The sequence below is a fragment of the Halopenitus persicus genome, assembly GCF_900107205.1.
GTDB classification, from domain to species: domain Archaea; phylum Halobacteriota; class Halobacteria; order Halobacteriales; family Haloferacaceae; genus Halopenitus; species Halopenitus persicus.
Genome location: NZ_FNPC01000006.1, coordinates 138,336 through 160,944 on the forward strand (window position 1 = coordinate 138,336; position 22,609 = coordinate 160,944).

General features: G+C 69.0%; 21 protein-coding genes. 9 read left to right on the top strand and 12 right to left on the bottom strand.

Annotation, left to right across the window (positions count from 1 at the left end):
* Positions 1–38 precede the first annotated feature (38 nt).
* The 3 genes from yciH to BLV25_RS11270 all read right to left on the bottom strand — a co-directional run bounded on the left by yciH (position 39) and on the right by BLV25_RS11270 (position 2,401).
* Positions 39–332 (bottom strand): stress response translation initiation inhibitor YciH, encoded by a 294-nt coding sequence (gene yciH / locus BLV25_RS11260; protein WP_021073263.1) that lies wholly within the window; start codon positions 330–332, stop codon positions 39–41.
* A gap of 45 nt (positions 333–377) precedes the next feature.
* Positions 378–1,703, bottom strand: a complete 1,326-nt coding sequence (locus tag BLV25_RS11265; RefSeq protein WP_092733277.1) for a dihydroorotase — start codon at positions 1,701–1,703, stop codon at positions 378–380.
* Positions 1,704–1,789: 86 nt separating this feature from the next.
* Positions 1,790–2,401 carry a DUF6149 family protein gene (locus BLV25_RS11270; RefSeq protein WP_092733280.1) on the bottom strand — a complete coding sequence of 204 codons (612 nt, stop codon included), beginning with the start codon at positions 2,399–2,401 and terminating at the stop codon, positions 1,790–1,792.
* Positions 2,402–2,595: 194 nt separating this feature from the next.
* On the opposite strand from BLV25_RS11270, the gene BLV25_RS11275 reads away from it, so the two are divergent.
* Positions 2,596–3,834 (top strand): NAD(P)/FAD-dependent oxidoreductase, encoded by a 1,239-nt coding sequence (locus BLV25_RS11275; RefSeq protein WP_021073266.1) that lies wholly within the window; start codon positions 2,596–2,598, stop codon positions 3,832–3,834.
* Between the two features lie 72 nt (positions 3,835–3,906).
* On the opposite strand, the gene BLV25_RS11280 is transcribed toward BLV25_RS11275, so the two are convergent.
* Positions 3,907–5,157, bottom strand: coding sequence for an RNA-guided endonuclease InsQ/TnpB family protein (locus BLV25_RS11280; protein ID WP_092733283.1), 1,251 nt, complete (start codon positions 5,155–5,157; stop codon positions 3,907–3,909).
* Positions 5,158–5,376: 219 nt separating this feature from the next.
* On the bottom strand, positions 5,377–7,221 hold the full coding sequence (gene argS, locus BLV25_RS11285; RefSeq protein WP_092733286.1) for an arginine--tRNA ligase: 1,845 nt from the start codon (positions 7,219–7,221) through the stop codon (positions 5,377–5,379).
* 353 nt (positions 7,222–7,574) lie between these two features.
* Between argS and BLV25_RS11290 the strand changes: the two genes are divergently transcribed.
* The 5 genes from BLV25_RS11290 (at position 7,575) to mptA (ending at position 11,728) form a co-directional block, all read left to right on the top strand.
* Positions 7,575–8,414 (top strand): DUF120 domain-containing protein, encoded by an 840-nt coding sequence (locus BLV25_RS11290; RefSeq protein WP_092733289.1) that lies wholly within the window; start codon positions 7,575–7,577, stop codon positions 8,412–8,414.
* Positions 8,414–9,091, top strand: coding sequence for a 3,4-dihydroxy-2-butanone-4-phosphate synthase (ribB, locus tag BLV25_RS11295; RefSeq protein WP_092733292.1), 678 nt, complete (start codon positions 8,414–8,416; stop codon positions 9,089–9,091). The genes BLV25_RS11290 and ribB overlap by 1 nt, the downstream gene beginning before the upstream one ends.
* Positions 9,092–9,226: 135 nt before the next feature.
* Positions 9,227–10,156, top strand: a complete 930-nt coding sequence (locus BLV25_RS11300) for a branched-chain amino acid transaminase (RefSeq protein ID WP_021073270.1) — start codon at positions 9,227–9,229, stop codon at positions 10,154–10,156.
* Between the two features lie 102 nt (positions 10,157–10,258).
* Positions 10,259–10,672: a DUF7124 domain-containing protein gene (locus tag BLV25_RS11305; RefSeq protein ID WP_092733295.1), complete on the top strand. Its 414-nt coding sequence runs from the start codon at positions 10,259–10,261 to the stop codon at positions 10,670–10,672.
* A gap of 114 nt (positions 10,673–10,786) precedes the next feature.
* Positions 10,787–11,728: a GTP cyclohydrolase MptA gene (mptA, locus tag BLV25_RS11310; protein ID WP_021073272.1), complete on the top strand. Its 942-nt coding sequence runs from the start codon at positions 10,787–10,789 to the stop codon at positions 11,726–11,728.
* Positions 11,729–11,737: 9 nt separating this feature from the next.
* On the opposite strand, the gene BLV25_RS11315 is transcribed toward mptA, so the two are convergent.
* The 3 genes from BLV25_RS11315 to BLV25_RS11325 form a co-directional block, all read right to left on the bottom strand.
* Positions 11,738–12,547, bottom strand: coding sequence for a TrmB family transcriptional regulator (locus BLV25_RS11315; RefSeq protein WP_021073273.1), 810 nt, complete (start codon positions 12,545–12,547; stop codon positions 11,738–11,740).
* Between the two features lie 76 nt (positions 12,548–12,623).
* Entirely contained in the window at positions 12,624–14,279 is a 1,656-nt protein-coding gene (locus BLV25_RS11320; RefSeq protein ID WP_092733298.1) for a DUF255 domain-containing protein, read from the bottom strand.
* Between the two features lie 118 nt (positions 14,280–14,397).
* On the bottom strand, positions 14,398–15,102 hold the full coding sequence (locus BLV25_RS11325; RefSeq protein ID WP_021073275.1) for a helix-turn-helix domain-containing protein: 705 nt from the start codon (positions 15,100–15,102) through the stop codon (positions 14,398–14,400).
* A gap of 109 nt (positions 15,103–15,211) precedes the next feature.
* On the opposite strand from BLV25_RS11325, the gene BLV25_RS11330 reads away from it, so the two are divergent.
* A complete protein-coding gene (locus BLV25_RS11330; RefSeq protein ID WP_092733301.1) occupies positions 15,212–15,787 on the top strand; it encodes a GNAT family N-acetyltransferase in 576 nt (191 codons plus the stop codon).
* Positions 15,788–15,830: 43 nt separating this feature from the next.
* On the opposite strand, the gene BLV25_RS11335 is transcribed toward BLV25_RS11330, so the two are convergent.
* Complete coding sequence (locus BLV25_RS11335) at positions 15,831–16,442, bottom strand: GNAT family N-acetyltransferase (RefSeq protein WP_021073277.1); 612 nt, start codon at positions 16,440–16,442, stop codon at positions 15,831–15,833.
* Between the two features lie 149 nt (positions 16,443–16,591).
* On the opposite strand from BLV25_RS11335, the gene BLV25_RS11345 reads away from it, so the two are divergent.
* Both BLV25_RS11345 and arcS read left to right on the top strand, forming a co-directional pair.
* Positions 16,592–18,133 (top strand): hypothetical protein, encoded by a 1,542-nt coding sequence (locus BLV25_RS11345; RefSeq protein ID WP_176819481.1) that lies wholly within the window; start codon positions 16,592–16,594, stop codon positions 18,131–18,133.
* 111 nt (positions 18,134–18,244) lie between these two features.
* Entirely contained in the window at positions 18,245–20,077 is a 1,833-nt protein-coding gene (gene arcS, locus BLV25_RS11350; protein WP_092733307.1) for an archaeosine synthase subunit alpha, read from the top strand.
* Positions 20,078–20,131: 54 nt separating this feature from the next.
* Here the strand turns inward: arcS and BLV25_RS11355 are convergent, their stop codons facing one another.
* From BLV25_RS11355 to BLV25_RS11365, 3 genes are all read right to left on the bottom strand, one after another.
* Positions 20,132–20,455 (bottom strand): DUF7091 family protein, encoded by a 324-nt coding sequence (locus BLV25_RS11355; RefSeq protein WP_092733310.1) that lies wholly within the window; start codon positions 20,453–20,455, stop codon positions 20,132–20,134.
* 74 nt (positions 20,456–20,529) lie between these two features.
* Positions 20,530–22,203 carry an ABC1 kinase family protein gene (locus tag BLV25_RS11360; protein ID WP_092733313.1) on the bottom strand — a complete coding sequence of 558 codons (1,674 nt, stop codon included), beginning with the start codon at positions 22,201–22,203 and terminating at the stop codon, positions 20,530–20,532.
* Positions 22,204–22,206: 3 nt separating this feature from the next.
* Positions 22,207–22,563, bottom strand: a complete 357-nt coding sequence (locus BLV25_RS11365; RefSeq protein WP_021074621.1) for an Hsp20/alpha crystallin family protein — start codon at positions 22,561–22,563, stop codon at positions 22,207–22,209.
* Positions 22,564–22,609 lie beyond the last annotated feature (46 nt).

Consider the following 22,609-nt stretch of genomic DNA (forward strand, 5'->3'; position numbering starts at 1 on the left):
TGAAGAAACCGGCTCGACGGCGGGAGGTTAGGTGACGGTCACGCGACGTTGAACCCCTTCTCGCTGAGGAACTCCTCGACGCGCCCGGAGTGGTTCCCCTGGAGCTCGATGGCGCCGTCCTCGACGGTGCCGCCGCAGGCGAACTTGGACTTGAGATCCGACGACAGCGAGTCGAGATCGACGTCCTTGGGGTCGAATCCTTCGATGACCGTTACCTCCTTTCCGTATCTTCGCTCGTCGATGCGGATGCTGATCTGCTGGGACTCCTTGGCGACGTCCTCGCAGACGCAGAGTTCCTGGGGCAGCCCGCACGTCGAGCAGACTTCCGACATTACAGCCTGAACCTACTGGACGGCGGTATTAAATAGTGTCGGGAGTCAGGGCCCGGCCCGCGGTCGGACCGATTCGCCGAGCGGCTCGCCGAACGACTCGGCGCCGGTCGCCGGATCCCGCTCGTAGACGGTCCGGCCGCGGACCGTGGTCAGCTCCGGGAAGACGCCGGACCGACCCTCGAACGGCGTCCAGCCGCACGCCGAGTGGAGCGCGGCCGCCTCGATCTCGCGGTCGTCCTCGAGGTCGACGAGGACGAGGTCGGCGTCCCGACCGGTCTCGATCGCGCCCTTCCGCGGGAGATCGAAGATCGCGGCCGGGGCGGCCGCCGTGACGTCCCGAACGCGCTCGAGCGTGAGCTCCTCACGCCGAACCGCGTCGAGCAGGAGCGGGAGCATCGTCTCGACGCCGGGAACGCCGCTCGGCGCGTCCGTGAGCGGCTGCCGTTTCTCCGCGACGGTGTGGGGAGCGTGGTCCGTCGCGACGACGTCGATCCGCCCGTCACGAAGTCGCTCGAGAAGGGCATCCCGTCGGTCGGGATCGCGAAGCGGGGGATTCATCCGCCCGAACGTTCCGAGCCGGTCGCAGTCGGCCGTCGACAGGAAGAGGTGATGCGGCGTGACCTCGCAGGTCGCGTCCGTCCCGTCGGTCGCGTCGACGCCCTCCGGCGTCGAGGTGTGCGCAATGTGGACCTGCCCCGCGGCACGCTCGCCGGCGTCGACCGCTCGCCGGACCGCTTCCGCCTCGGCTTCCGGCGTCCGAAAGGCCGACCAGCGGTCGCTTCGCGCTGCACGTCCCACACCACCGAGATCGCCGTCGAGAGCGTCCCGGTCGAACAGGGTCGCGTCCTCCGCGTGGACGGTCACGGGAACCTCGGCGGCCGCCGCCCGATCGAGAGCGTCCTCGAACAGCGGGAGGTCGATCCCCATCTCGCCGGTCGAGTCGGCGAGGAAGACCTCACCGAGCGCGAACAGCGGGCAGTCGAACAGGGACTCGGGGTCCCACTCCGGAACCACGCCGCCGTTGATCCCGTAGTCGACGAGCGAGGCGTCCGCCGCCAGCCGCGCCTTCGCGTCGAAGGCCGCGCCGTCGACGGTCGGCGGGTCGGTGTTGGGCTGGTCCACCACGGTCGTGACGCCCCCGGCGGCGGCCGACCGGGAGCCGGTCCGCCAGGTCTCCTTGTGGGAACCGCCGGGCTCCCGGAAGTGGACGTGGACGTCGATGGCGCCCGGAAGAAGGCGTTTTCCGTGCGCGTCGATCACCCGTTCGTCGGCCGCCGGGTCGAGGTCGCGTTCGACCGCGGCGATCGTCTCGCCGGTCACGCGAACGTCGCGAACGCGGCCGTCGACGAGCGTGCCGCCGGTGATGAGCATACGCGGAGGTCGACCGGGAACGGAAAAACGGTGCTGGTTCGAGTCGGAACGGGTTCGGCTTCGAGGCGAGAGCGTGACCGGACTGCTCAGGCGGTCGAGGTCCCGTCGTCGGCGGTCGCGTCCTCGTCGAGGCCCGGCGCCGCGGTCGGGTCGACGTCCTCCGGCTCGCCGCGGTCGCCGCGCATCGTCTCGCCGTCCTCGGTCTCGACGTAGACGTCGTCGGCGAAGCCGGCCTTGGCGTTCTCGTATTCGGGATCCGCGAGCTTCTCGGGGGTCGGCGGGGCGTCGGTGATCCCGTCCTCGGGATGGAACTCGCCGAGGGGATCGTCGATCGTGATCCCGTGGTCGGCGAAGAACTCCTCGTAGCGCCGGTAGTGAGGCTCGAGTTCGTCGCCGGGGATCTCCATCATCTCCGTCCAGCCGTGGTTGAAGAAGTCGAAGTTCGCCTGGATGTGGGTGATCTCGCGGGCCTCGGCCTCGGGATAGCCCGCCTCGAGGGCGGCCACGTACGCGTCCATCGTCGCCTCGAAGAAGTCGTCGAGATGTGCGCGCCGCTGTTCGCGGCGGTCATCGTCGGCCTTGTTGAGGAAGATCGTCGTGTGCAGGTCGACGAGCTTGTCGTGTGCCACCTCCCCGATCACCGGCGTCGTGAGCGCCTTCTTGGCGGCCCAGTGGCGGACGTTCTGGCTGATCTTCATACCGGTGATTGCGGACGTACGACCTTGAATCTGTGGCGTGCGTCGGGCGTTCGCCGGCGGAGCGGCGGGCGGGAGCCGTGCGTGAGGTCCTGAAACGTCCTAAAGGACCTCTCGATCGCACAATATGCGATGGATCCTCACGATTCCTCATTCAAATGGCAACCGACATTAACCCCGAAGCCGAAGCCCGGGTTATGACCGACTCGTACGTGATCGTCGGCGACGGGGTCGCTGGCTCGTCGGCCGCGGAGACGCTCCGGGAGGAGCGTCCTGACGCCGAGATCACGGTCATCACCGACGAGGGGGAGGCCCTCTACAACCGGATCCTCATCAAGGAGTACGCGAAGGGGAAACTGCCCGAGGCGCCGATCTCGATCCACGACGAGGAGTGGTACGAAGAGCGGGAGATCGACCTTCGGCTCAACACCCTCGTCGTGGACATCGACGTCGAGAACGACGCGGTGACGACCCACGAGGGGGAGACCCTCGAGTACGATTCGCTGCTGCTGGCGATCGGCGGGACGCCCCAACAGCTCCCCGTGGAGAACGCCGACGCCGACGGCATCCAGCATTTCTGGACGTTCCAGGATGCCCGCCAGATCAAAGAAAGCGTCGAGAACGCCGACGCCGGCGTCATCGTCGGGGCCGGCCTGCTCGGGATCGACTTCGCGGCGATCTGCGGGGCCCAGGACGTCGAGGCGAAGTACCTGATGCGCGGGAACGCCTGGTGGCGCTACGCCCTCTCGGAGGAGGGCGCCGAGATCATGCACGAGGCGATGCGGGAGCGCGGCGTCGAACCCGTCTTCGATTCGGGGGTCGACCACTTCGAGGTCGACGACGACGGCCACGTCGAGGCCGCCGTGGATCCGAACGGCGAGCGCTACGAGTGCGACTTCGCCGGCGTCGCCATCGGCCTCAACTTCAACACCGAGATCGTCGAGGAGACGCCGATCGAGACGGCTAACGGCGTCATCGTCGACGAGTACATGCGCACGAACGTCGACAACGTCTTCGCGGCCGGGGACATCACCGAGTTCCACGACGTCATCCTCGGCGAGCGCGCCCAGAACGGCGCGTGGGGATCCGCCAAGGAGCAGGGAACGATCGCCGCGAAGAACATGGTCGAGTACGGCTCCGAGGAGTTCCGGTGGGTCTCCTCGTACTCGATCACCCACTTCGACTTCCCGTTCCTCTCCTTCGGCCATCCGACGCTGGGCGACGAGTCGATCGAGGCGACGACCGGCGAGGGCGAGTGGCGCAAGCTCGCGCTCAAGGACGGGAGGATCGTCGGCGGCGTCCTGATCGGGGATCTGGCGCCGCAGTCGGCGTATAAACAGCTGATGCGCGAGGAGCGCTACGTCGGCGACCAGGCGGAGGCGCTGCTTGCGGAGGGCTTCTCGGTCGACGACCTCGCGCACGCGAGCGAACAGTAAGCGGACACGAATCGGCGGACACGAGTGAATCGCCTCGGGGTCAAGTGGTTCGAGAGACTTCGTCTCTCGTCATCACGAGACGGCTTCGCCGTCTCGGACGACCCCGAGGCTTCCTGCTTCGATGACGCGCTTTGCAGACACCTGAGTGGTGTCCGTAGGGAGCGCGGTCTCCACGGGCGTGTCTTCGGGCCATCCCAGCCCTAATTCAGAAAAACCACGTTGCAGGACATTCATCGCCGCATTCGCGTCACGGTCACACTCAAACCCACACGCCGGGCAAGAGTGTTCCCGAGCCCAGATTGGCTTTGCTGTCTCCACACCGCACGACGCACACTCCTTCGTCGTTCCTTCCGCTTCAACTTGAATGACGTGCGTGCCGTACAGGTCGCCCTTGTATTCGAGGAGCATAATGAACTGTCGCCACGCTGCATCCTGCTTGTTGCGAGCGTTGTGAGACTGCTCCAACATCCCCTTCACGTTCAGATCTTCGACGAATACGGCGTCGTACTCGCGGACGAGCCACGTCGTAATCTTGTGCTGGTAGTCCAGCACCTTCCGCCTGATGTGACGCTTGACCTTGGCAACCTGTTTCCGTTGTTTTTCGTAGTTGTTCGACCCTTCTTCCTTCCGCGACAACTTGCGTTGTTCGCGGCGAAGACGCTCGTACTCGTCTTCGAGGTCGAGCCAATCCACTGTCTTGCCGTCAGACGTGTGGATATAGTTCAGGATGCCGAGGTCAATTCCGACACTGTTGCTCGCGTCAAGCGTGTTCGCGTCGGGTTTCTCGGGCAGGTCGGCGTCGTCGGTTTCGAGGCCGAAGGAGACGAACCACTCGCCGGTCGTCGCTTTCTTGATGGTGACTTCCTTGATGTCGGCGGTGTCGGGAATTTCGCGGTGGTAGCGGATTTTGATGTCGCCGATTTTGGAGAGCCAGAGCGTTGCACGTCGGCCACTCGTGTTTTTGAGTTCGAAGCCAGACTGCGAATACGTCATACTCTGGAACTCCCGTGGCGACTTCCACTTGAGTTTGCCGACCTTACGCCCGTTCTGTTTCTGCTCGGAAAGGCCGTCGAGGTTCTGGTAGAACCGCGTGACGGTTCGTTGCAGGGCCTTCGAATTGACTTCCGAGAACACAGGGAACTGGTCTTTCCAACCGGGGAGTCGGTAATGGTGTTTGTACGCGGAGCCGATGTCGTCGGCATCCACGTTCTCGTACTCGTACCGAGTGTAGTTGTACGCTTGGCGATGAATGTCGATGTGACGTTCTAGTTCACCGGCTACCTCTTGTGTCGGGTATACAGGGTAGCGGTGACTGTACTCCATCGCTGTATCTCGATTAGAGATGTGTTTACTTAATGGTTTATGTCACGAGTTGTCGGCTTCAACCCCGGGGTCAAGCCCCGGGGCATTCGCCTTGACCGCCTGTAAACGGACACGAATCGGCAGATACACCGATGATCCGCCGTGGATCGGCTGACACAACGGAGATTCTGAGCCGGCAGTCGAAGGCGAGCACGAGCTCCGTCGGCGATCCGACGACGACTACATCGACTCGGGAGCCTCGACGCCGAGGACCCCGAGCGCGTTCGCGACGGTGTGTTTCGAGGCCGCCACGAGCGCCAGCCGCGCGTCACGGAGCGCCGGCGATTCCGCCGACAGGACCGGACACTCGCGGTAGAAGACGTTGTACGCGTCGGCGATCTCGCGGGTGTAGGTCGCGACGACGTGCGGCTTGAGCTCCTCGGCGGCCTCCTCGATCACGGCCGGGAAGCGGGCGATCTCCCGGAGGAGGGCTCGCGCTTCCTCGGTTTCGAGGACGCCGGCGTCGATATCCACGTCGGCGGTTGCGCCGCCGGCTGCACCGTCCTCGCCGGCACCGGCGACGATCGCGTCGGTCGCGAGGTCGGGAACCGACACGTCCGCGGCCGCGGCCTCCTCGAGGATGCCGCAACAGCGTGCGTGGACGTACTGAACGTACGGGGCGGACTGCGCCTCGAAGTCGAGCGCCCGGTCCCACTCGAAGGTGATCGCCTTGGTGGGCTGTTTGGAGACGACGTCGTACCGGACCGCGCCGATCCCGACCTGGTGGGCGATGCGCTCGACGTCCGCCTCGTCGAGGTCGTCGTCGCGGATCCGGTCGTCGAGGCGGGTCTCGACCTCCTCGCGGGCGCGGTCGATCGCCTCGTCGAGGAGGTCGTCGAGCATCACGCCGGTGCCGCGGCGGGTCGACATCTTTCCCTCGGGGAGGTTGACGTACGAGTAGATGACGTTCTCGAGCTGGTCGACGTCGTTGCCGAGGAGGTCGAGGGCCGCGTTGAGCTGGTCGGCCTGTAGCTTGTGGTCCTCGCCGAGGACGGTGACGGCGCGGTCGTAGTTATCGAACTTCCACTCGTGGTGGGCCAGATCGCGGGTGGTGTACAGCGAGGTGCCGTCCGAGCGGAGGAAGACGAGGTTCTTGTCGATCCCCCACTCGTCGAGCTCGAGCTGCCAGGCGTCCTCCTCGTAGACCGCCTGGTCGGCCTCCTTGAGCCGGGCTGCGACCTCGTCGGTCGAGCCGTCCCGCATGAACCGCGTCTCCTTGACGAACTCGTCGAAGTCGGCGGGCAGGCGCGCGAGACACTCCCGCATCCCCGAGAGGACCTGGTCGACGACCGTGCCGACGCGCTCGTAGGTCTCCTCGTCGCCGTCCTCGAGCCCCTGCAGGATCGACCGGATCTCGTCCTCGGCCGCCTCGACGGCCTCGGGATCCGCCTCCTCGAGGTAGCTGTTCCCCTTGCGGTAATACCGGACGAGGTCGTACTCGATCCGGTCGCGTGCGGGCGGCTCCTCGAGGTCGGACTCGTCGAAGGTCTCGTAGGCCCACGTGAACACCGCCATCTGGCGACCGGCGTCGTTCACGTAGTAGTGGCGCTCGACGTCGTAGCCGGCCGTGTCCAGGACGTTCGCGACGGCGTCGCCGACGATCGGGTTGCGCGCGCGGCCGACGTGGACCGGTCCGGTCGGGTTCGCGCTCGTGTGCTCGACGACGATCGAGGTGTCCCGGTCCGCGAGCGCGCCGTAGTCGGCATCGGCGCCGGCAACGAGCGTGTCGGCGAGATACGCGTCCGTCGTCCGGAAGTTGAGGTAGGGGCCGGCGGTCTCGACCGCGGCGAGGTAGTCGTACGCCTCGGCGGCGATCGTTTCCGAGACGGCGTCGGCGAGTCGGGCGGCGACCTGCGGGGGCGCCTCGCCGAGTTCATCCGCCAGCCGGAAGGACGCGCTGGAGGCGAGCGTGGCGTCCGTATCGGCCGGCGGTTCCTCGATGCCGAGATCGTCGGTCGGGAGATCGAGGTCGGAAAGCGCCGCCGAAAGCGCCGCCTCGACCTCCGACCGGAACTGTCGGAACATATTCCCCGTTCGAGAGGCCGGCTAAAAGGCCCTTGCGAAGCGGATGCGGCGGGGCGGCGGGCGGCGGGCGGCGGGGCGGCGGATGCGACGGCGGCGGATGCGACGGCGGCGGATGCAACGGGGCGGCGTCGCGGGACGAGGACGGTGAAGGAACGGAGCGAGCACGAAACGACGGAACCGAGGTACGGGCGGCTTTCGTCGTGACCGACGTTCCTTTATATGTCCCGCGGAATGTGAGGATAGAGGCGTCCGGTAACCGGTATACATCACGGTCGTGTGACACACCATCACGATTCTGTGATGTATACCGTATTCGTTATACTTTTACCAGGCAGGCACGAAGGGAAGTACATATGCCAGACGCGGCGACGGTACCCGAACGGACGAGTCCCGACGAGATCGCGGCGCTCAAAACGATCGCCCTCGCGGGCGGACTCGCGGAGACGAAGGTCTCGTGTGCGGGGCTCGCGGCGGACCTCGACGCGTCGACGCAGACCGCCTCCAGGCGGCTCCAGCGGCTGGAGGAGGGCGGTCTGATCGAGCGGGACGTGGTCGGCGACGGACAGTGGGTCCGCGTGACCGACGCCGGCGAGTCGGTCCTCCGCGGCGAGTACGCCGACTATCGGCGGCTCTTCGAGACCGAGACCGAGCTCGCCCTGACCGGCGTCATCACGAGCGGAATGGGCGAGGGGCGACACTACATCACGCTCGAGGGGTATATGTCGCAGTTCCGGAGCCGGCTCGGCTACGAACCGTATCCGGGAACGCTCAACGTCGAACTCGACGAGGCGAGCGTCCGGAAGCGCGGCGAGATGGCCGGCATCGCCGCCGTGGACATCGACGAGTGGGAGGATGACGACCGGACCTACGGTGCTGCCTCCTGCTACGCCGCAACCGTCGTCGCCGGGATCGATGATTCGGCGACCGGTGGGTCGGCGACCGACGATACGGAGACCGATGGGTCAGAGGCCGCCGATCCGGAGACCGATGATCCGAAGGCCGTCGATCGGGAGACGCGCGAGTACGAGGGCGCTCACGTCATCGTGCCCGACCGGACCCACCACGACGAGTCGCAGCTCGAGGTGATCGCGGCAGACAAGCTCCGCGAGGAGCTCGCGTTGCACGACGGGGAGACGGTGCAGGTCCGGATCCAGCCGACCGACGGTGCGGTCCCCACGGGAGGCGAGCAGTGATGCGGACGGACGCGGAGGCCGCTCTCGAGAACGCGCTCGAGGCCTTCCGCGCGGGCGAGCCGGTCTGCATCCACGACTTCGCGGACCGGGAGGGAGAGACGGATCTGGTCTATCCCGCCCGCGCGGTCACCCCGACGGCCGTCTCGCGGATGCGAAACGACGCCGGGGGGCTGATCTGCGTCGCCGTGAGCCACCGCGTCGCGGAGGCGTTCGAGCTGCCGTTCCTCGCGGACGCGATCGACCATCCGGCGGTCGACGACGACCCGGCCTACGACGCCCGGTCCTCGTTCTCGCTGCCGGTGAACCACCGGGAGACCTTCACCGGGATCACCGACGTCGACCGCGCGCGGACGATCACCGAGCTGGGAACCGCGGCCGCCGCGGTCGAGCGCGACCCCGATGCGTATACCGCGGAGACCTTCGCCGCGGAGTTCCGGTCGCCGGGCCACGTCCACGTGCTCCGCGGGGCGGAGGGACTGCTGGCCGAACGGACCGGCCACACCGAACTCGGACTCGCGCTCGCGGCCGCGGCCGGGGAGCCGCCGGCCGTCGTCGTCTGCGAGATGATGGACGACGAGACCGGCACGGCCGTCACCCCCGAGGACGCCGCGGCCTACGCCGAGCGGCAGGGGATCCCCTACGTCGAGGGGAAGACGCTCGTCGAGGCGCTCGCCTGACGCGCTCGTGGGCGGACGGGCAGCTCTTTCGTGACGCGGTCGACGGCTTCGTGAATCGATCGGCGGCAGCCCCCGAATCCGGTAGCCCGTCGCGTGTTCCGCCTGATTTATGACGGACGCCGACCACGAGCGAGTATGAGCTTCGAGGAGATGGACGTCGACACGATCTGGAAGAACGGGTCCTTCGTCGACTGGGAGGACGCGACGACCCACGTGCTCACGCACGCGCTCCATTACGGGACCGGCGTCTTCGAGGGCGCCCGCTGTTACGACACGAACGAGGGGCCGGCGCTGTTCCGCTGGGAGGAGCACCTCGACCGCCTGTTCGACTCCGCGAAGATGTACGACCTCGACATCGGGCACTCCCGCGAGGAGCTCACGAACGCGACCCTCGAGCTGCTCCGCCGGCAGAACCTCGAAAGCGGCTACATCCGGCCGATCGCCTATTACGGGTATAACTCGCTGGGCGTCTCCCCGAAGGACTGCCCGACCGACGTCGCGATCGCCGCCTGGCCGTGGGGAACCTACCTCGGCGAGGAGGCGCTCGAGGACGGCGTCGACGTGATGGTCTCCTCCTGGCGGAAACACGCCTCCTCGCAGGTCCCGACGAACGTGAAGACGACCGGCCTCTACGTCAACTCGATGCTGGCGGGCGAGGAGGCCCGCCGGAACGGCTACGTCGAGGCGATCGTCCTGAACAAGGAGGGCAACGTCGCGGAGGGGCCCGGCGAGAACATCTTCCTCGTCGACGACGGGGAGATCTACACCACGGGTCGCGCGGAGTCCATCCTCGAGGGGATCACCCGTGACACCGTCATCACCCTTGCCCGCGAGAACGGCTACACCGTCCACGACGAGGCCACGCTCTCGCGCGGGCAGCTGTACACCGCCGACGAGCTGTTCTTCACCGGCTCGGCCGCCGAGGTCACTCCGATCCGGACGGTCGACGACACGGAGATCGGCGCCGGAACGCGCGGGCCGGTGACCGAGGAGCTCCAGGAGGCGTTCTTCGACCTCGTCGAGCGGCGCACCGACGCCCACGACGACTGGTTCACGTACGTCTAGCCCGCCCGTTCTCGCCACATATCGGACCACGACGCGCGAGGACGACGCCACGGTGAGGGCGGAAACGAAGCCGTTTTCGGCCGGCGAGTCGAACGCGAGCGTATGGACAGTGGCGGATCCAGCGACATGACGCTGGCGTTCGAGTTGGCGGCCCTGCAGCGGCTCGCGGACCCCAACGCCGTCTTCAACAACGCCAGACAGTGGACGGAGTACGTCGGCGTCGTCAGCGAGAAGCCGACCTACGTCGTCACCAACTTCACCCGGAAACACCGCGTTCGCCAGGACTTCTTCTCGGGCCCCCGCGGGGTCGAGGAGAGCCTCGAGAACATCAAGACCCAGTTCGAGACCGACCGGCACGTCTTCGTCGGCATCACCGAGGAGGACGAGGCGGTCGCGGAGGCGGCCGGCTGGGAGTTCCTGCAGGTCGAGGACGCAGCCGAGGCGGCCGGCTGGACCCTCGGCGAGGCGGACGCGGAGGCGGACGAGGACGCCGACGAGCGGGACGACTGGCCGTAGGACGGATCCCGCAATCGATCGGGTGGCCGGACCCTACGAGACCGGACCCCGATCAGCGGTCACAAACCACACCTTTCGAAAGCCCTAATCGGGTCTCGCCCCTCAACACGGGTAATGAGCCACCAGCTCCCCGACGTGCAGGCGTCCACGCCCGACGTCTCCGTCGGCCTCTCCCAGGTGGGCGTCACGGACGTACAGAAGCTCGTGAAACTCGCGCGGGGCCAGAACCGGCCGATCGTGTTGATGGCGGAGTTCGAGGTGTTCGTCGACCTCCCGAGCGGGCGGAAGGGGATCGACATGTCCCGGAACATGGAGGTCATCGACGAGATCCTCGAGGACATCACCCGCGATGAGGCCTATCGCGTCGAGGACGTCTGCGGTGACGCCGCCGAACGCCTGCTCGAGAAACACGAGTACACCTCGCGGGCGGAGGTGAAGATGACCGCGGACTACATCACGCGCGAGCGGACGCCGGCCTCCGACCGCCCGACCCAGAACACGGCGACGATCATCGCCTCCGCCGAGGCGACGGAGGAGGGGACCCGCGAGGAGATCGGCGCCGAGGTGACGGGAATAACCGTCTGTCCGTGCTCGCAGGGGATGTCCGAGGAGCGAGCCCGCCAGGAGCTCCACGATCTGGGCGTCGACGAGGAGACGACCGAGGCCTTCCTCGATGCCGTCCCCCAGCCCGGCCACTCACAGCGCGGCCACGCGACGCTGACCGTGACCGCCGACGGCGACCCGGACGTCGACCTCCGGGAGATAATCGACATCGCCCGGAACGCGATGAGCGCCCGGATCTACAACATGGCCAAGCGGCCGGACGAGGACCACATGACCTACCACGCACACGCCAACGCGAAGTTCGTCGAGGACTGCGTCCGGTCGCTGGCCGACCAGACGGTCTCCGCGTTCGACCACCTCCCGGACGACGCCACGATCCGGATCGCCCAGTCCAACGACGAATCCATCCACGAGCACAACGCCCACGCCGAGCGGGAGGTCACGATGGGGCAGCTTCGCTCGGAAGTGAACGGGAGCGGTTCCGAGCGGTAGCGAACACAGCTACGCGGAGAGTTCGAGCGGCGTCGCCTCCGCCCACCGCGGCTCGAACCGCTCGCGAACGTCGGCCGCGAACTCGGGATCGGTCAGGTCGATCATCGCGAACGGCTCCGCCGCCGCGAGCGGATTGGGCACCTCGAGACACACCTCGACGCCGTCGAAGAGGTTGAACGCGCCCTCGATTCCCTCGACCGTCCGAGCCGTGAACGCCTCGCGGTCGGCCAGCCGATCGGCGTATCGACGACGGACGCGACCCGGGAGCCGGTCGACGATCTCCGGGGACAGGAGGACGCGCGTCTCGACGCCCCGACCGAGCGCCTCGACGATCGCGTCCATCACGCGTTCGCCGACGGCCCCCAGATCGAGCCCGGCTGCGGGCGTGTCGGCGACGATCACGATCCGGTCGGTCGCGGCGGCGATGCGCTGGAGGAGGAGGTCGATCGTCTCCTCGGTGCCGACCGCGGCCGTCCAGAACCGGTCCTCGACCCCGTCCTCGGCCTCGAGTTCGGCCGAGAGCGTGTCGACGACGGACTCGTACTGCGCCATCCGCTCGTCGAACTCCCGGCGCTTCGTCGCGAGGAGCCGGTCCAGCGCCGCGTCCGGATCGACCGCGACGTACTTTTTGGGCCGGTTCTCGGTCCGGCTGCGAATCAGATCGTGGTCCTCCAGGCCGTTGAGGACGTCGTAGATCCGACCCATCGGGACGTCGCTCGTTCGGGAGAGTTCCTTTGCGGTCGTCGGCCCGGTTCCCAACAGCGCGCGATAGGCCCGCGCCTCGTACTCCGATAGTCCCAGATCGCGAAGGCTCGCCATAGTCCCGTTCCACACGCGGGTGGTATAAACGCGGCGGCGGTTCACGACCCCACCGCCACAAGACGCCGTGAACGACCTACTCGAGCAGCGCCGAGACGCGCTCCAACAACTCGTCGGGCGTTCCCGCGGGATCGGAGCGGTCGTCGGCGACGCCGACGATCGCCTCGCCCGCGTTCGGCGTCCACGGAGTGGGCACGGTCTCGCGATGCGCGTTCGCCACGACGACCTTTTCGTGGTCGGCCACCCGCCAGGCCGCGCGGTGGAGGTCGGTTCCCGGTTCGGTGCCGACGAAGACCGCCGGCGTGCCGTGACACAGCCGCGCGGTCAGGCTGCCGTAGCTCGCCAGCTGGACGCCGTACCGGTCGGTCGCGCCGGCGAAGGCGGCCGCCGTCTCGCGCGCGACGTCGACGTATCGGTCGGTGCCGGTCGCGACGCCGAGATCCAGCAGCGCGGTGGCGGCCTCGACGTTCGTGTCGAGCGGCCGGAAGGGGTGGTCGAGCAGCCCGGCGCCGTCACGCGGCCCGTCGAGGAACGACCCCTCGACGAACAGCGTCTCGATGGCCCGGTCCGCGACCGTTCGCGCCAGGTCGATCCCCTCGCCGAGGACGCCCTGTGCCCGGGTGAACGCGGCGACGACGCGGGCGAGGTCCTCGAGGACGTCGGTCTCGCCGCCCGGCTCCTCGGCGAGGAACCGGGTCACCTCGCCCGTCGAGGCGTCGACGAGCTCGCGTTCGAGGGTTCCGAGGATCCGCTCGGCGTACTCGCGGGCGCGGTCGTCGTCGGTGTAGGCGGCGTGCGTCAACAGCGCGTCGGCGGCGAGCGCGTTCCCGCCCGCGAGGACGGTGTGGTCCCGGCGGGGAGCGGTCATCCCGGCCCGACCGTCGGCGTCGCGGGCGTAGTAGGCGCGCCCCTCGCCCGGACCGATCGACCCGCCGACGCCGATGCCGGTCCAGAGATCGTCGGTGAGGAACCCGACCGCCTCGCGGGCGATCTCCTCGTAGGCGGCGTCGCCCGTGTGGAGGTAGGCGTTCGCGAACGCCCGCGTCAGCGCGGCGTTCGTGTCGATCGGCTTCTCGTGGTGGACGTCGCTCCAGTCGCGGGTCCCGGCGTACCGAAAGAAGCCGCCAGCGACGTCGTCCCGGAGGTTCGTCGATATCGCATCGAGGGTCCGCAGCGCCTGCGACTGCTCGCGCTTGAGCGCGAACTCGACGGTTCGGGGCAGCGGGAACTTGGCGTCGTCGCCCCAGCCGGCGTGGTCGGCGTCGAACTGGACCTCGAGCTGGCCGGCGAGGTGCTCCTCGATCGCCCGGGTGACCTCGCCGGACGGCGGGAGGTCGCCGGCGAGCGCTCGCGGGACGCGCCCGGCCGCGGCGCCGTCCTCGGCCCACCGGTCGCGAACCGACTCGAGCACCTGCCGCATCCCGTCGGGGCCGAGGTAGCCGGCGCCGGTGAGCAGCTCCCCGTCCGGCGTGAGGAAGACGGTCGAGGGGAACCCGCCCATGTTGTACCGCTCGCGGATCCGGGGCCAGCGGTCGACGTCGACCCGGATCGGAACGAACGACTCGTTGATGTTGGCGGCGATCCGCGGCTCGCCGTACGTCTTCGCGTCCATCTCGTGACAGCCGTCACACCACGTCGCGGTGAGCGCGAGCAGCACCGGGCGGTCGGTCTCGGCGGCCGCGGCGAAGGCGTCCGGGCCCCACTCGCGCCACTCGACGTGCGTCTCGGTCATAGCAGGCGGTCGGGCGGCCGGGAGGGTAAGGGCTTCGAGACGGACGATGGGGTGGTGAAACTGGCGTCGGTAACGGACGTTATGGGTGAGAAACCGACGTCGTCGTCTCGAAGCGCCGCTAGAGATCGCGGAGGTCCTCGAGCGCGTCGTCGATGTCGCGGTCGGCGACGGCCAACGAGAAGCCGTCCGCACGCGCGAGGTCGTCGGCGTGGTCCCACAGGTCGTCCTCGTCGATCCCGTGGAGCACGACGGCGTTGGGAGTGGGCGTGACGACCCGGAGCGCGACCAGCGGGGACTCCCCGCGCGTCACGTTCGTGAACACGAGCGCGCGGTTCGTCGACTGGCCGTAGAGGCGGTAGAACTCCTCGCTGGAGAGCCGGGAGATCGCCTGGATGGAGTTGATGACGGTGTGGCCGTAGATCCGGTCGCGGTCGCCCGCGACGATCTCGGTGGCGTCCATCGCGTCGTGGAACGTCGACAGCGGGACGGCGGTCGTGTACTCCCGGAGATCGAGGACGACGTCGCTCTCGAAGCCCGCGGAGATGACGCGCGCGTACTGTCGGAGCCGGTCGCCGCCGCGGTCGGCGTCGATCGCGATCAGCGCCTCGACGGTCCGCCGGACGACCCCGATCCCCGGGCTCTCGCGGCGGCCGCTCTCGTAATCGGAGACCACGGAGGAGGAGACGCCGAGCTGGCCGGCCAGCTCGGTCTGTGAGACGTCGAAGTCCGTGCGCCACTTGCGAAGGGTCGCGCCCGGATCGTCGCTGAGGGTGATCTCGCCGGCGATCCGCCGCGCCAACTCCTCGCGCGCGCGCTGACTCATCGTCACCACGTCCGGCCGAGCCGCCCAAAAGGGTATCGAAACCGGGGTTCGGCGATCGTCGATATCCCGCGGCCGAAACCGTGAGAAGGGCGGCCGCTCGAGGCAGCGTATGGAGATCCGACCGTACGATCCCGACGACCCGGACGACGTCGCGGCGCTGTGGAACCACAAGCAGGCCTTCGAACGCGGGCTCGGCGAGGGGACCGGCGGCGAGGGGAAGGCGGCCACTTATAAGGCGAAACTCACCGAGTCCTACCGGTCGGAATGGCTCGACTGGGTCGACCGGTGCGTCGCGGCCGACGAGCGGTGCGTGACGGTCGCGGCCGTCGGCGATGACGACCGGAACGACGCCGTCGCCGATGATGCCTTCGACACCGCCGCCGACGATGCCTCCGACACCGCCGCCGAGGACGGCGGGATCGTCGGCTACGTCTTCGTGCTCCCGGAGTCACATCGGTTCATCTGGGACGCGGCGGTGTTGAACGAGCTCTTCGTTGCGCCGACGTACCGCGGCACCGGCGTCGCCGACGATCTGATGGACGCCGCGCTGGCGTTGGCGGCCGACCAGAACCTGCCGATCGACCGACTCGTTCTCGACGTCGACGCCGACAACGAACGGGCGCGCCGGTTCTACGACCGGTACGGGTTCGAGGAGTGGGGCGATCTGGTGGCGCGGCCGGTGTGAGGACCACGACCGAGTGGCTGCTCGGCTCCGCTACACCGTGAGGTCACAGTATCTCGGTCCCGCCGTCCGTCGCGGTTCGCCACTCGTCCCGGCTGATCGTGTAGCGGACGCGGTCGTGGACGCTCCCGTCGGGGAACGGCAGGTCGTTCCGCAGCCGGCCCTCCCGGCGGCCGCCGAACCGGTCCACGTATCGCTCGATCGCCCGCCGTGCCGGGTCGTTCTCCGGATGGTGCGAGACGGCCACAAGCTCCAGATCGAGTCGGTCGAAGGCGAGTTCGAGCAGCGCCGCGGCGCGCTCGCCCGCGTAGCCGCGGCCCTGGAACCGCTCACGAAGCCAGATCCCGGGTTCGGCGAGCCGCCGGTCCCAGTCGATCCGGAGGTCGGTACACCCCGCGATCGCGCCCGCACCGTCCTCTCCGTCCGCGGGGCGGATCACGTAGGTCGCGGCCTCCCGTTGCTCCCAGGTCGACCGGCTTCGGTCGAGAAACGCCGCGGTCTCGTCGATCGTCTCGTGGGGATCCCAGGCCACGTAGGCGGTGACGGTCTCGATCCCGGGATCGGACGAACAGATCCGATACAGCTCGCGCAGGTCGACCCGGTCCGACCACAGCGGCGTGAGCCGGAGGCGGTCGGTCGCGATCCGCTCGGGGAACATACCGTCTCCATCGCCGCCAGGGTTTAAAAGAGATCGCGGGTGGACGGCGCGATCGACCGGGTCACGGGTCAATCGTCCAACCGTTCACGGCGGTGAACGGTGCGAACGGAGTCGAGCGTTTATGTGTGGCCGTCCCGTCCCCTCGCCCGATGAGGGTTCGTGTCGCCGCGATCGCGGTCTGTCTCGCGGTCGCGGTGGGAGTCGGGGGGCTCGGGACCGTTGCGGTCGCCGGGGCGGACGCGGCCGCGCCGGCGACCGCGACGGACAGCACGGCGAACGGAATCCATACCGATACCCGCCTCCCGCAGGTCTCCGACGACGAACCGACGACCGAGAACGGAACGGAGACCGGGAACGGCACCGAAACCGGGACCGGGAACGGCACCGAAACCGGGACCGGGAACGGCACCGAAACCGGGACCGGGAACGGCACCGAAACCGGGACCGGAGCCACGACCGATGACGACGCGACGAACGGGACGGCAGGAACTGACGGGGGGGCCGGGTTCGGAGCCAGCCTGAGCGGCTTCGTGCAGTCGACGTCGGCCGGGATCGGGACGACGGTCGACCAGGAGATGTGGGAGGCGAGCGTCGGCGAGTCGGTGAGCGACGAGGAGGGGCTCGACCGGGCGACCGAGCTGGCCGAGCGGGTCCGGTCGATCCACGCGGAGCGTCGAGCGCTCGCGCGGAACCGCTCGAACGGAACCGTCGACCCGACCCGATATCGCGCCGCCGACCGGCGGCTCGAGGCCCGGCTCGAGGCGACGCGCGCGGCAGCCGAGTCGGCACGCGAGGTGACCCCGGCCGACTCCGACTCAAGCCGTGCGTTCGCGGCGGTCGAGAACGCCGCCGCGGTCGCCGTCGCCCGGGGACCGCCGGAGGTGCCCGGGAGCGGCAACGGACCGCCGGATGGCGTGCCCGGGAACGCGACCGGCCCCGGCAACGCCACCGGACCCGGCAACGCCGGCCAACCGCCCGGCGCGGGCGGCGGGCCGCCACGGAACGCGACCGGACGACCGGACGAAGTGCCCGGAAACGGAGCCGCAACCCCGTGGGATGGGCCGATCCTGCCCGACACCGGCGGTTCGGACGTCGAGGCTCCGGGGAACGCGAACGTGGACGATGAAAACGAAAGCGACGGCGGAGCCGACGGAAGCGGACCGCCGGGGAACGCCGGAAACTCCGGAAACTCCGGAGGGGCCGAATCACCCGGGAGCGAACGCGGCAACGGCGGCGGACCCGGATCCGACCGCGGGGAGCCGGGGAACGACGAGCCGGAAAGCGATACCGGACCGGGATCCGGCGCCGACGGAGATGACGGACCCGGCAACGACGACGCACCCGGGAGCGGCAACGGACCGGGTGACGGTTCCGAGGACGGGACCGGCAACGCGCCGGCCGATCCGGGGTCGGACGACGGCGGCGAAAGTTCCGGCAGCTCCGAGACGGGGAATTCCGGAAACGACGACCCCGGAAACGACGGCGCCGGAAACGGCGGATCCGGAACCGGCGCAAGCGACGGGGAGAACTCGGGCGGGCAAGCACCGTCGGACGGCGGATCCGGAACCGGTTCCGGAAACGACGGGAACGACGCCACTGACGGGACCGGCCCCGAAAACGGCGGATCGGGCGGCGAGCCCGGAAACGGCGGTCCGCCGGAGGATCGGCCCCACGTCGCCGCGTTGGAGTGACCGTCGGTCGGCGACGCCCGCCGCGGGAAAACCGCTCCCGGTCGCTCACGAGGCGTCGGCCACCTCGGTCCGGAACGCAATCTATTCGGCCGTCGACGGCCGATGCGACGTATGACCGACTACTTCGAGGTTCACGAGCGGGACGGCGCCGCCCGCCTCGGCGAGCTCCGGCTCGCGGACCCCGTCCGGACGCCGGCCAGGGCGGACTCGTTTCTGGAGGATGCCGGCAGCCTCTGGGCGGCCGACCGTCCGGTGCCCGATGGCGACGAGAGCGCGCTGACGGTGCTCCCACACCGCGGGTTTCCGGCCGGCACCCGCCAGGAGGTCCGGGACGCGTTTCGGGTCGACCACCCCGACGTCGAGTTCCCCAGCGCGGCGGTCGCCAGCGCCGCCGACCCGGTCGACGCCGGCGCCGACGCGTACGTCATCTCGGAGGCGCCCGCGCTCGTCGGACACGCGCAGGCGTTCGTCGAGGCGATGGTGCGCATCAAGCGGTCGCTCCCGGCGGATACCGCCGTGCTGCTGTCCGGGGTCGCGACGCCGTTGAACGTCGCGACGCTCGCGTACGCCGGCGTCGACCTCGTCGACGGGACGCTCGCGCGCGTGAAGGGCTCGCAGGGGAAGTACCTGACCGCGGACGGCGAGCACTTCCTCGAGGACCTCTCGGAGCTGCCGTGTGCGTGTCCGGCGTGTGCGGGTCCCCGCGAGGAGTTCACCCGCGAGGACTGTGAGGAGCACAACCTGAACGCGCTCGACGCCGAGCTGCGGCGGATTCGCCACCGGATCCACCGCGGCCGGCTGCGCGATTACATCGAGGGGCAGGCGCGTCACGACCAGTGGCTCACCGCCACGTTCCGCCGGCTCGACGACGAGTGGGGATTCCTCGAACGGCGGACGCCGGTGATCCGCGATGCGGAGATCACCGCCGCCAGCGCCGAGACGCTGGACAGGGTCGAGATCCGGCGGTTCGCCGACCGGGTGACCAGCCGGTACCGCTCGCGGTTCGACGCGCCGCTGGTGCTCGTTCCCTGTTCGGCGACGAAGCCGTACAGCGACTCCCAGAGCCACCGACAGTTCCACGATGCGATCCAATGGCGGGGGCACATCGCCTCGATGACCTCGCCGATCGGGGTGGTGCCCCAGGAGCTCGAGACCACCTATCCGGCCCAGCACTACGACGCCGTGGTGACGGGCGACTGGTCGAGCGAGGAGATCGAGTTCGTCGCCGAGGTGCTCCGGCGGTACCTCGAGCGGAACGACTACCCCCGCGTGATCGCGCACGTGCCCGAGGACGGATACCGGGAGATCTGCGAGCGCGTGGCGGACGCGGTCGACGTGCCCTTCGAGTACACCTGCGGGGACCATCCGACGACCGACGACTCCCTGGCGGCGCTCGCGGCGGCGCTCGAGGGCGAGCCGGCCTACAGCAAGCGCGAACGCGAACACAACACGGTTCGGGCCCTCGCCGACTACCAGTTCGGCCCGGCGGGGAGCGGAGACCCGGCGGAAGGCGGACAACCGGCGGGTGACGGGGGTCCGATAAGTGACGAGGGCACGGACGCGGGACTCTTCGGCGACGACCTCCACACGACCGGCCGCTACCCGAAGCTGCAGGCGTGGTCGGGGCCGGCCGGGGACGCGGGGACGCAGCTGGCGACGATGGTGCCCCAGTACGGCGTCCTCTCGCTCACGCTCGCGGGCGCGCGGCGCTGGGTCGACAGCGACGTCCCGACGAAGCGAGTCGAGATCGACGGCTTCGTCCCCCAGGGCTCGGTGCTCGCCCCCGGCGTCGTCGACGCCGACGACGCGATCCGCGTCGGCGACGAGGTCGTGGTCGAGGGACCGGCGGCGTTCGCGGTCGGCCGCGCCGAGATGCACGGCGCGGAGATGACCGACTCGACGCGCGGGATCGCGGTGACGGTCAGACACGCCGAGGAGCGGTGACGTCCGCCTCGTGAGGAGCGGTGCCCCCGGCCTCAGCGTGACTGGAGGGGCGAACTACCACGTCTCGATGCGGCCCTCGCGAACGTCCTCGAGACAGCCGGCACAGTCCGGATGGTCGGCGTCGAAGCAGGCCGGCGTCCCGTCCTCGGCGACCGGAACCGCCCGGGTCTCGGCATGTCGTCGGCAGACGATCCGGGCGTTCCCGTCCGCGTCGGTCGGCAGGTCGAACCTGTCGGCCCCCGATCGGTCCGCCGCCGGATCGTCGGCTCCGGGGTCGGCGTCCTCGACTCCCGACCGATAGGCGCGTCTCGCCGTCTCGAACTCCCGGCCGGCCCGCCTGAGTCCCCGGCGAAGCGCACGTTCGAGGCCGTCGTCCATACCGGCGAATGGGGCGGCTGACCAATCAGTCTTCGGACGACCGGTCAATCAGCATTCGGACGGTCGGAACGTCATCACTCGTCTCGCCGCTCCCGCATGCTCTGTCGGGTGAACTGCGGGCGGGCGCGGATCCCCTTCCGCGAGCGGAACGACCGATACAACGCGATCGCGAGCGGCGTCGAGAGACCCAGCGAGAGCGCAGCGAGCTCCCAGGCGTTCGCGAACGAGTAGAGGATGGTCGCCGAGAGGACGCCGACGGCGAGCAGCACCGAGTAGGCGATCCGCATCGCCAGCTTGTCGAGCACGTGGGTGTCGTCCTCGATGGTGACGTTGAGGTGGACGTCCCCGCGCTCGGCCCGGTCGAGGACGCGGTCGAGCTTCGGCGGGACGGTGACGAGCGACCGGGCGGTCTCCTCCAGCTGGTCGCCGGCCGCGGCGGCCATATCGCGGGCGGTCTGCTCGTAGTAGCCCTCCTCGCGGAGGTAGTCGGTCGCCGTCTCGATGAAGTCGAACTCGGGGTCGAGGGTGACGCAGACCCCTTCGACGACGGTCGCGACCCGGAGCACCAGCGCGAGGTTCCGGGGCAGCCGAAGCGGGAACTCGTAGATCGTCGATTCGACCTGCTCGATGATCTGGTTCACCCGGTACTGCTCGATGTCCTCGCCGCGGGCGTCGGCGATCGCCAGCTCCATCACCTTGCCCATCACCTCGCGGTCGGCCTCCGGCGAGAGGGTCCCGATCGCGATCAGCGTGTCGAGGATGGCGTCGATGTCCTGGTTCGCGACGGCGACGTAGAACTCGACGATCTGCTCCTGCACGTACGGGTCGACGCGGCCCGACATCCCGAAGTCGTAGAAGACGATCGAGCCGTCCTCGGCGACCGCGAGGTTCCCCGGATGCGGGTCGGCGTGGAAGACGCCGTCGTCAATGATCATCTGCAGGTACGCGCGCTGGAGCGTTTCCGCGACCGCGGTCGGATCCAAACCGCTCGCCTCCAAGTCGTCGATCCGGTCGATCTTGGTTCCCGGGATGTACTCCATCGTGAGGACGCGCTCGCCGGACGCCTCGGGATACGCCGCGGGGATCCGGACCGAGTCGTCGTCCGCGAAGTTGCCGCGGATCTCCGCGAGCATCTCGCGCTCGCGGTCGTAGTCCATCTCCTGGCGGATGGTCTTCGCGAACTCCTCGGAGAGGTTCTCCAGCGAGAAGGCCCGACCGCTGTCGATGAACCGCTTGACGATCGGCAGCGACCACCGGATCACGCGCAGGTCGGCGTTCACGAGGGGTTCGATCCCGGGGCGACGGACCTTGACCGCGACCGGGTCGCCCTCGTATGTCGCGGTGTAGACCTGACCCAGGCTCGCGCCGCTTATCGGGTCGGCGTCGAACTCGTCGAAGACCGAGTCGACGGGCCCGAGCTCGTCCTCGAGCACCTCCCGTGCCTCATCCCACGGGGCCGGCGGCACGTCGTCCTGGAGCCGCGAGAGGACTTCGATGTAGACGGGCGGCAGGACGTCTGGGCGGGTCGACAGCAGCTGCCCGAGCTTGATGAACGTCGGGCCGAGCGTGAGCAGGACGTCCAACAGGGTGGCGGCGCGCTCGCGCTGCGTCTCGGCGTCGACCTGGCGGGAGCCGCCGAACAGGAGAAACCGCCGTCTGTCGCGCCAGTAGGCGATGATCAGCGGCGAGAACCGCCGCAGGACGACCCAAAAGCGCCAGTATGCGCGGAGAACGACCAGCGTGATCACCCGTCAGCGCTCGTCGATCGCGATCGGTTGCCCGTCCGCCGCGCGGCGTTTCGGGACCGTGAGCTCGAGCACGCCCCGGTCCATCGTCGCCGCCGCCTCGGCGCCGACGCCGTCGGGGGGCAAGGGGAGGTCCACGTCGAGGAACAGCGGCCGGTCCTCCCGAACGTACCGATACCCCTCCGGAGTCGCCTTCTCCCGGCGGGCCTCGATGTCGATCCGACCCGCCTCGGCGACGACCTCGGTCGTCTCGCTGGTCGCCCCGGGGAGGTCGACGACGAGGACGTAGGCGTCCTCCGACTCGAGGAGGTCGGCGAACACCGCCTCGGGAAGGTCCCGAAGCGCATCGCGGAGCGCGGACATACCCGCCGATACGCGGGGGAGGTCGAAAAAGGGTGTGGTCGAGGGC